6 protein-coding genes are annotated in these 5,843 nt (G+C 69.4%); 5 read left to right on the top strand and 1 reads right to left on the bottom strand.

What is annotated here, in order from left to right:
• Nucleotides 1-1,685, bottom strand: a 1,685-nt coding sequence (locus VHK87_RS08635) for a TonB-dependent receptor (RefSeq protein ID WP_329634496.1), incomplete at its 3' end; no start/stop codon positions are given.
• 225 nt (nt 1,686-1,910) lie between these two features.
• Between VHK87_RS08635 and VHK87_RS08640 the strand changes: the two genes are divergently transcribed.
• From VHK87_RS08640 to VHK87_RS08660, 5 genes are all read left to right on the top strand, one after another.
• Nucleotides 1,911-2,366, top strand: coding sequence for an Rrf2 family transcriptional regulator (locus tag VHK87_RS08640; protein ID WP_329634497.1), 456 nt, complete (start codon nt 1,911-1,913; stop codon nt 2,364-2,366).
• 141 nt (nt 2,367-2,507) lie between these two features.
• Complete coding sequence (locus VHK87_RS08645; protein WP_329634498.1) at nt 2,508-3,485, top strand: TauD/TfdA dioxygenase family protein; 978 nt, start codon at nt 2,508-2,510, stop codon at nt 3,483-3,485.
• A gap of 89 nt (nt 3,486-3,574) precedes the next feature.
• Nucleotides 3,575-4,690, top strand: a complete 1,116-nt coding sequence (locus VHK87_RS08650; protein ID WP_329634499.1) for an ABC transporter substrate-binding protein — start codon at nt 3,575-3,577, stop codon at nt 4,688-4,690.
• Nucleotides 4,687-5,556 carry an ABC transporter permease gene (locus tag VHK87_RS08655; RefSeq protein WP_329634500.1) on the top strand — a complete coding sequence of 290 codons (870 nt, stop codon included), beginning with the start codon at nt 4,687-4,689 and terminating at the stop codon, nt 5,554-5,556. The genes VHK87_RS08650 and VHK87_RS08655 overlap by 4 nt, the downstream gene beginning before the upstream one ends.
• A partial coding sequence (locus tag VHK87_RS08660; protein WP_329634501.1) for an ATP-binding cassette domain-containing protein occupies nt 5,553-5,843 on the top strand: 291 nt, incomplete at its 3' end. The genes VHK87_RS08655 and VHK87_RS08660, both read left to right, overlap by 4 nt.

Here is a 5,843-nt window from a genome sequence, read left to right on the forward strand (position 1 = left end):
AAGGTGACCCGCCCGTTCCACAGCGTGGTCTTCAGTCCCGCCTCCCAGTTCTCCACCGTCTCCGGCTCGAGCACCAGAGGCGAGCCGGGGGTGACGGCGGCGTTGAGGTTGAGGCCGGCCGCCTTGTGGCCGGTTGAGAACGAGCCGTAGGCGAGGACGTCGGGCGTGACCTTGTAGGCTAGGCTGGCCAGGTAGGACCACTCTCCGCCCTCGACCTCCACGTCGTAGTTGAAGGGGATGGAGGTCGGCCCGTAGGGCGTGCCGAGCGTCGAGGTGACGGTGATCCCGTGCCGGGTGTCGTGGGTGTAGCGGGCGCCGAGGGTGGCGGTCAGCCGGTCGGTGACGTCGTAGTTGGCTTGGCCGAAGGCGGCCCAGCTCTCGCTCTCAGCCCGGGTGTCGCCAACGTATTGGGAGCCCGACGCGATCACGACCTGCGGCGCGTTCGGGTTCGAAAGCCGGTTGAACGCCGTGTAGAAGGCGCCGGCGTCCGAGCCGAACTGGTTCAGGATGAAGTGATCCTTCAGGGTCTGCTGGAACCAGTAGAAGCCGGCCTGCCACGCGAGCCGCCCCGGCTTTGAGGCTAGACGGACTTCCTGGCTCCACTGCCAGTCGCGGGTCTGAGCGGCGTTGACCTGGATGATGTCCAGCGGCGTGCCGTCGGAGTCCTGCAGCGGGTCGAAGTGCCAGTAGCGCCACGCCGTGATGGCCGTCAGGTCGGCGAATCCCAGGTCCCAATTCAGCTCGGCCGAGGCGGCGGCCTGGTCGGTCCGCATGTTCTGCGGCGCGTTGTTGCGGGTGAAATCCTGCGTCGGTTGCGGCGTGTAGCCGAGCGCCTGGAACGCGGCGAGCGTGCGGCCGGTGGCGGCGCTGGTGGAGGCTGGCAGCACCGTTTTCAGCACGCTGACGCAGCAGGTGTCGTCCTCCTCCGCGTATTCGGCGATGAGGCGCAGGTCGATGTCCGGCGTCGGGGTGATCAGGAGCTGACCGCGGATGCCGCTGCGGCCGATGCTGTTGCCGGCGATCCGCGTGGTGACATTGTCCAGCACCCCGTCACGGGTGGTGTGGAAGGCGGTCAGGCGGCCGGCGACCAGCCCATCGACGATCGGGCCGTTCACGCTCAGCCGCACCTGATTGTAGTGGTAGTCGCCGAACGAGACCTCGGCGGTGAGGCCCGGGTCGAAGGTCGGCTTGCGCGTGGTGATGTTGAGCACGCCCGCCGAGGTGTTTCGGCCGAACAGCGTGCCTTGCGGTCCGCGCAGCACCTCCACCTGCTCGATGTCGATGAGGTCGTTGAGCGCCATGCCGGGCCGGCCGAGATAGACCCCGTCCACATAGACGCCCACGGAAGTGTCCAGCCCGTCCGAGGCGGTTGAGACGCCGATGCCCCGGATCCCCAGAGACGAATTGCGCGGGTTCGAATTGAAGGCGACCAGACTTGGGACCTGGTTCTGCAGGTCCGCGAGCGTGTAGGCGCCGGTGCGCTCCAGCTGCTCGCCGCCCACCACGGTCAGCGGGATCGGCACCTCCTGGGCCCGTTCCTCCGTTCGCCGGGCGGTGACGATGATTTCGGCCACGTCGCCTGCCCGTTCAGCGGCGCTCGGCGCGGTCTGGGCAGCCGCCGGGGCCGCCATGGCCGCCAGGCCGGAGGTGGCCAGAAGCCAGGGTCGGAGAAGTGAGGAGGTCATGATCAGTCCACCGCTGTTGAGGCGGCGGAGGATTCCTATCTACTCACTAGGATTTCGAGCGAAAGCTTCTTGGTTGACGTTGAGATTTTCTAACATCTTGACCATTGCGACATCATGCTCCGCGCCTGCTCGCGTGCGCCCGCGCGCGCGAGCGCAGTTGATTTGCCAAGTCGGATCAGGTCGATGGGGAGGCGCCGGCGCCGCCGGCCGCGGACGTGGTGACTGATGCTCTCGCAACGCGGGCGCTATGCGCTCAAGGCCCTGCTGTTCCTCGCTAGGCGCGAGCCGGAGCAATTCGGCGTGGCCGCTATCGCCGAGGGAGAGCAGATCCCCCGCAAGTTCCTCGAAGCGATCATGACTGACATGCGCAAGGCGGGCATCGTCGAGAGCACGCGCGGGTTTTCGGGAGGGCACCGCCTCGCCCGGCCGGCCGACCTGATCACCTTCGGCGAGGTGATCCGCATCACCGACGGCCCGCTGGCCCTGCTGCCCTGCGCCAGCCGCAACTTCTACAAGCGCTGCGAGGACTGCCGCGACGAAGCGGCCTGCGCTCTGCGCCAGGTCATGGCCAAGGTGCGCAACGAGGTCTCGGAGATCCTCGACCGGACGACCCTGGCCGACGCGCTGCGGGGCGTCGGGCCGGTCGAGCTGCTGGACGAGCGAGTCCCTGAAGGCGGCTGAGGCTGCCAGCTTCACTGCCGCACCGCTTCAGAATTTCTGCGCATTCCGGCGATGCGGCTGCACGTTGACAATTCCTACTCGCTCGATAGGAATCTAGGGGCTGAACGCAACGACCCCGCGCCTCACCCGGAAGGACAACCCATGAGCCTCGCCACCCTTCAGTCTCGCCCTGCGAACGACGCCAAGCCGTCCCGCATCGTCATCGAGCCGGTCACGCCGATCATCGGGGCCGAGATCTCCGGCGTCGACCTGACCCGCCCGCTGGACGCGGAGACCTTCGCCGAGATCCGCCAAGCCATCCGCAAGTGGCGGGTGATCTTCTTCCGCGATCAGGACATCACCAACGACCAGCTGAAGACCTTCGGCCGCTACTTCGGTCCTCTGACCCCGGCCCACCCGATCGCCGAAGGCTTGGACGAGCATCCGGAGATCTGGGAGCGGGCGGTTGACGAGTACCGCGTCCGCCGCAGTGAGAACGACAACCTGAAGCCCGGTGCGCGCAAGCCGCGCGACTACAAGGGCTGGCACATCGACATCACCTTCGTGGCCAACCCCAACGCCTATTCGCTGCTCTACGGGGTGCAGATCCCCGAGTACGGCGGCGACACACTGTTCGCGAACCTGATCGCCGCCTACGAGGGCCTCTCGCCCAAGATCAAGGCGCTGATCGACGGCCTGCAGGCGGTCCACCAGACCACTTCGTATGACTTCGGCGGGCCGGCTCGACCGCCGCGCAAGGACGGCCGCTCGACGGGCCCGTTCGTCTCGCTGCACCCGCTGGTGCGGATCCACCCCGAGACCGGCGAGAAGCTGCTGTTCCTCAATCCCGGCACGACGACGCACATCGTCGGCCTGAAGGAGCGCGAGAGCCAGGCGCTGCTCGACCTGCTGTTCTTCGAGGTCACCCGGCCGGAATACCAGGTGCGCTTCCGCTGGCGGCCAAAGTCGCTGGTGGTCTGGGACAACCAGGCCGTCGCTCACGCCGGGCCCATCGACTACGCCCATTTCGATCTTCCGCGCGTCGTGCGGCGCATCACCGTGGCCGGAGACCTCCCCGCTGGTCCCGACGGCTTCCGCTCGAAGGCGCTCGAAGGCGAGCTGTTCAACGTTCTCGGTTGAGCAGCAAGCGGCGGCCCGCCGGCCTTACAGCCCTTCGGACGGCGGGCCGTCCAACCCTTCCCCACTCCCCCAGCTGAAAGGCCAACTCCGTGCCCACCCGACGCACCGGGCTGATCGCGCTCGCCCTCATGGCCGCCTCGGCCGCCCTGTCGGTGCACGCTGGCGGCCGTCAGGCCGCAGCTGAGTCGCCCGCGGCGGGCGGTCTCTCCCTCGAGGCGCCTTTGCCGACGCAGATCCCGCCGGGGACCACCTTGGCCATCGGCGATCCCACCACCCAGGCGGTGCTGGAGCACACCGGCTGGGCCAAAGACCTGCCCTTCACCATCAAATGGGCCGAGATTTCCGGAGGGCCGGGGATCACCGAGGCCTTCCACGCCAAGGTGCTGGACGGCGGCTCCGCGATGAACATCCCGCCGATCCACGCCACCTGGATCGGCATCCCGGTTCGGATCGTGGCCATCCGCCAGCGCGCCGACTGGCGCGAGCGGCCGACCTTCCAGCTGGCGATCGCGCCCCGCGCCGGGATCGACAGCCTGGCCGACCTGAAGGGCAAGCGGATCGCCTTCTCGCCCGGCCAGGCGCAGGGCGAGCTGGTCCTGAAGGTGCTGCAGTCGCAAGGCCTCACAGCCAAGGACGTGACGCTCGTGGAGCTGCCCTCCACCTCGGCCGACGCCTACATCAACGCCATGGTCGCGGGACAGGTGGACGCCGCCCCGATCGGCGCCGGGACCCCGACCAAGCGCTACCTCGACGGCTACGCGCGCGACGGCGCCAGGGTGCTGGCCCACGGGCAGCGCGACGACTTCCAGACCCTCTATGTCCGCGAGGAGGTGCTGCGCGATCCCGCCAAGGCCGCGGCGCTTCGCCAGTACGTCCAGCTCTGGGCCCGCGCCATCGCCTGGCAGAACGAGAACCGCAGCGAGTGGACCAGCGTCTATTACCGCGACCGCCAGGGCCTGTCGGCTGACGACGCCGCCCACGCGGTCGCCGCCGAAGGCGAGCGCATCGTGCCCGCGGACTGGACCGGGGCCGTGCGGCTCGAGCAGGCCTCCATCGTTCTGATGGCGGCCGAGGCGGACCGGCCCGCCTTCTCCGCCGAGCAGCTGTTCGACCGCCGCTTCGAGCCTGTGGCCGCCCAGGCCTACGCCCAGGCGCGCGCGCCCGCCCGCCTCGCCGCCGCCCCGTTCGCCGGACCCCGCCCATGAGCGCTCAAGCCGTCGCCGCCGTCCCTCCCCTGTTTGAGGAGGTGCGACCCGCCAATGACGTCGCCCCTACACCGGTCCGGCCGCCGCGCAAGCGCCGGCTGGGACTCGACGCCCCGGACCCGCTCGGCTGGCTGCTCGGCCCCGCCCTGCTGCTGTTCGCCTGGACGCTGGGCGCCTGGCTGGGCCTGATAGATCCGCGCGTGTTGCCGGCGCCCTGGACGGCGGTCGCCACCGCCGTGGACCTGATCCGCGAGGGCCGGCTGCAGGCCAACCTCGCCGTCTCGGCGTGGCGCGCCGCGCAGGGGCTCGGATGGGGCGTGGCGGCCGGGCTGGTGGTGGCGCTGGTCTCGGGCCTGTCCCTGCTCGGCGGCTACCTGTTCGACGGGCTGGTGCAGGTGAAGCGGGCGATCCCGACCCTGGCGCTCATCCCGCTGGCGGTGATCTGGTTCGGCATCGGCGAGACGATGAAGGTGACGGTGATCGCGCTGTCGGTCTTCGTGCCGATCTACCTCAACACCCACAACGCCCTGCGGGGGATCGACGCCCGCTACGTGGAGCTGGCCGAGACCCTGGGGCTCTCCCGCCTCGGTTTTATCCGCCAAGTCGTGCTGCCGGGGGCGCTGCCGGGGTTCATCCTCGGCCTTCGCTATGCGGTCATGTCGGCCTGGCTGGCTCTGGTGGTCGTCGAGCAGCTGAACGCCACCAGCGGCGTCGGCTACATGATCAACCTGGCCCGCACCTACGCCCAGACCGATGTCATCGTGGTGGGGCTGGTCGTCTACGCCCTCTTGGGCCTGGCCTCGGACCTGTCGGTCCGGGCGCTGGAAGCCCGCCTCCTCGCCTGGCGAAGGACCCTCGGCCAATGACCCTGGTGCGCATCCGCGGCCTGACCCGCCGCTTCACCCTCAAGGGCGTCCTCAACGGCGTCGACCTGGACATCGCCCGCGGCGAGTTCGTGGCCCTGATCGGCCGCAGCGGCTGCGGCAAGTCCACCCTGCTGCGGGCGCTGGCCGGCCTCGACCACGAGGCGGTGGGCGACGGCGAGATCGCCGTGCCGCGCAAGGTGTCGGTGATCTTCCAGGACGCGCGGCTGCTGCCGTGGAAGCCGGTGCTGGACAATGTGGTCCTGGGCCTGCCAGGCGCCGATGCGATC

It is taken from the genome of Phenylobacterium sp. (assembly GCF_036263695.1).
Lineage (GTDB): Bacteria > Pseudomonadota > Alphaproteobacteria > Caulobacterales > Caulobacteraceae > Phenylobacterium.

Excerpts from the sequence above, each read along its gene's own strand:
- VHK87_RS08645 (WP_329634498.1), top strand. The coding sequence starts at position 2,508 with ATGAGCCTCGCCACCCTTCAGTCTCGCCCTGCGAACGACGCCAAGCCG.
- VHK87_RS08655 (WP_329634500.1), top strand. The coding sequence starts at position 4,687 with ATGAGCGCTCAAGCCGTCGCCGCCGTCCCTCCCCTGTTTGAGGAGGTG.
- VHK87_RS08640 (WP_329634497.1), top strand. The coding sequence starts at position 1,911 with ATGCTCTCGCAACGCGGGCGCTATGCGCTCAAGGCCCTGCTGTTCCTC.